The 3,522-nt window shown below is 55.7% G+C and carries 2 rRNA genes; both read left to right on the top strand.

The features are described from left to right. The first annotated feature begins 353 nt into the window (after positions 1-353). Positions 354-3,256 (top strand): 23S ribosomal RNA (locus tag G3570_RS16235). Positions 3,257-3,398: 142 nt separating this feature from the next. Continuing rightward, positions 3,399-3,508: ribosomal RNA gene (gene rrf, locus G3570_RS16230) — 5S ribosomal RNA — on the top strand. Positions 3,509-3,522 lie beyond the last annotated feature (14 nt).

Here is a 3,522-nt window from a genome sequence, read left to right as displayed (position 1 = left end):
TCGAATCCCCGTAGCTCCACACTGCCGAGGCATTGCCTCGGAATTGACAAGTAGCAAAACCCAAATAACAAATAGCAGCATCCGTGTTGAGATGTGTTATTTGAGTTTTGAGATTTTTATTGAAGTACCGCACCGATGTGGTTGTTGAGGGCGGGCCGTGTTGTCGTAACGGCAGCAGGCTCAACCGACAAACAGTCACGCCGTGCGTGTGTTCTTTGACATAGTGAAGCTGATAGATTCATACGAAATAAGTAAGTAAGAACGATAATCGGCGAGGAAGCCTATACCTTTTTGGCGTCCTCGTCGTGCAATCGAGCGTCATTGTTATGTGGCTTGCGGTGCAAGCCATATAAGCGAAAGTAACACAAGGGCGTATGGTGGATGCCTTGGCATCGCCGGACGATGAAGGACGTGTAAAGCTGCGAAAAGCTACGGGGAGCCGCACACAGGCTTTGATCCGTGGGTATCCGAATGGGGCAACCCCTCTGCCTTCGGGCAGAGATCCCGCAAGGGAGGTCAACGGGGGGAACTGAAACATCTAAGTACCCCCAGGAAAAGAGAACAAGTCAGTGATTCCGCAAGTAGTGGCGAGCGAACGCGGAGTAGCCCAAACCTCGTTCCTACGGGAGCGGGGGGTTGTAGGGCCCACACAAGGGAATCCGAGCAAAGACGAAGCGGACTGGAAAGCCGCCCCACAGAAGGTGACAGGCCTGTAGACGTACCCGAAGATTCCTGGTGGGATCCCCTGAGTAAGGCGGGACCGGAGAAATCCTGTCTGAAGCTGCCGGCACCATCCGGCAAGGCTAAATACTGGCGATGACCGATAGTGAACAAGTACCGTGAGGGAAAGGTGAAAAGAACGCCGAGAAGGCGAGTGAAATAGTACCTGAAACCATACGCTTACAAGCGGTCGGAGTTCCGGTTTACCGGAATGACGGCGTGCCTTTTGTATAATGATCCTACGAGTTGCTCCTGGCCTGCCAGGTCAAGCCCCTCAGGGGCCAAGCCGAAGCGAAAGCGAGTCCGAACAGGGCGCCAGTAGGCCGGGGCAGACGCGAAACCGAGTGAGCTATCCATGGCCAGGGTGAAGCGCGGGTAAGACCGCGTGGAGGCCCGAACCGCCTGACGTTGAAAAGTCATCGGATGAGCTGTGGATAGGGGTGAAAGGCCAATCAAACTCGGAAATAGCTCGTTCTCCCCGAAATATATTTAGGTATAGCATCGCGCGAGTAGCTGGCCGGAGGTAGAGCACTGATTAGGCTAGGGGGCTTCACCGCCTACCAAACCTAGACAAACTCCGAATGCCGTCCAGTGTTGCGCGGTAGTCAGTGGCAGGGTGATAACGTCCTGTCGCGAGAGGGAAAGAACCCAGATCACCAGCTAAGGCCCCTAAATCCAAACTAAGTTGCACAAAGAAAGTTGGGTTGCCCAGACAACTAGGAGGTTGGCTTAGAAGCAGCCATTCCTTGAAAGAGTGCGTAATAGCTCACTAGTCGAGCGGCCCGGCGTCGATAATTTGCGGGCATAAGTTTGGTGCCGAAGCTGTGGATTGTACCGCTTAGCGGTACAGTGGTAGGGGAGCATTCCAGCGGCGCAGAAGCCAGTCTGTGAGGACGGGTGGAGCCTCTGGAAGCGAAACTGTAGGAATGAGTAACGATAAGACGGGTGAGAAACCCGTCCACCGAAAATCTAAGGGTTCCTGATCAACGCTAATCGGATCAGGGTTAGTCGAGACCTAAGGTGTAGCCGATAGGCGAAGCCGATGGGAAACCGGTTAAATATTCCGGTACCATGGTCTGGCAATACGCTAAGGCGTGACGCAGAAGTGACACCACCGCCTCCCGACGGAATGGGGGGTTGAAGGAGGTAGGCTGCGGGGTAGGCAAATCCGCCCCGCCGAGGCCGAACACCGACAGTACGGGGAGCCTGCGGGCAAACCGATAGCGTGGGTAATCATGCTGCCAAGAAAAGCGTCGTAGCGTGCCAGAGTGTGCTCGTACCCGAAACCGACACAGGTAGATGAGGAGAGGATCCTCAGGTGCTCGAGAGAATCGTGGCTAAGGAACTCGGCAAATTAGATCCGTAACTTCGGGAGAAGGATCCCCCCTCGCTGCGAGGCGAGGGGGCGCAGTGACCAGGTCCAATCGACTGTTTAACAAAAACACATGCCTCTGCTAAGTCGCAAGACGATGTATAGGGGCTGACACCTGCCCGGTGCTGGAAGGTTAAAGAAGGGAGTTAGCTTCGGCGAAGCTCTCGACTGAAGCCCCAGTAAACGGCGGCCGTAACTATAACGGTCCTAAGGTAGCGAAATTCCTTGTCGGGTAAGTTCCGACCTGCACGAATGGTGCAACGAATTGGACACTGTCTCGGCCACGAGCTCGGTGAAATTGTGGTATCGGTGATGACGCCGATTACCCGCAGCGGGACGGAAAGACCCCGTGAACCTTTACTACAACTTTACATTGGCTTTAGCTGCCGAATGTGCAGGATAGGTGGGAGGCCCGGAAGCCCCAGCGCCAGCTGGGGTGGAGCCACCCGTGAAATACCACCCTTTTGGCAGGTGAATTCTAACCCCGCGCGTCGGGGAACAGTGTATGGTGGGTAGTTTGACTGGGGCGGTCGCCTCCTAAACAGTAACGGAGGCTCCCAAAGGTACCCTCAGCACGGTCGGCAATCGTGCGTAGAGTGTAAAAGCATAAGGGTGCTTGACTGCGAGAGATACAGCTCGAGCAGGTGCGAAAGCAGGGTTTAGTGATCCGGTGGTTCCGAATGGAAGGGCCATCGCTCAAAGGATAAAAGGTACTCCGGGGATAACAGGCTTATCTCCCCCAAGAGTTCACATCGACGGGGAGGTTTGGCACCTCGATGTCGGCTCATCGCATCCTGGGGCTGGAGAAGGTCCCAAGGGTTTGGCTGTTCGCCAATTAAAGCGGTACGCGAGCTGGGTTCAGAACGTCGTGAGACAGTTCGGTCCCTATCTGCTGTGGGCGTAGGAATCTTGAGGAGAGCTGCTCCTAGTACGAGAGGACCGGAGTGGACGCACCGCTGGTGTACCAGTTGTCCCGCCCGGGGCACCGCTGGGTAGCTATGTGCGGAAGTGATAAGCCGCTGAAAGCATCTAAGCGCGAAGCACGCTCCAAGATACGGATTCCCTACAGAGCCTGGTGGAAGACGACCACCTCGATAGGCGGCAGGTGTACCCATGGTAACATGGTCAGCCGAGCCGTACTAATCAGGCCACTGGCTTCCCTTATATGGCTTGCACGACAAGCCGGAGCAAGGGCGCCCGATTGTAACATCCAACACGCAAGTTCCAACGAATTGAAAGGCATTTACCTGCCTGCCCCGCCTCCGCGGGGCCAGCTTCACTATATGATATTGCACGATCCCATTGAGGAAGTGAGTCCAGCGCCGGGGCTCCACCCGTTCCCATCCCGAACACGGCCGTGACACCCGGCAGCGCCGATGGTACTGCCCAGCGCGGGAGAGTAGGTCCTCGCTTCCTCACTTTTTTTATTG

The sequence above is a fragment of the Halalkalibaculum roseum genome, assembly GCF_011059145.1.
Lineage (GTDB): Bacteria > Bacteroidota > Rhodothermia > Balneolales > Balneolaceae > Halalkalibaculum > Halalkalibaculum roseum.
The sequence above is the reverse complement of the archived record's forward strand: the minus strand, read 5'-3'. Positions and strand labels throughout refer to the sequence as shown.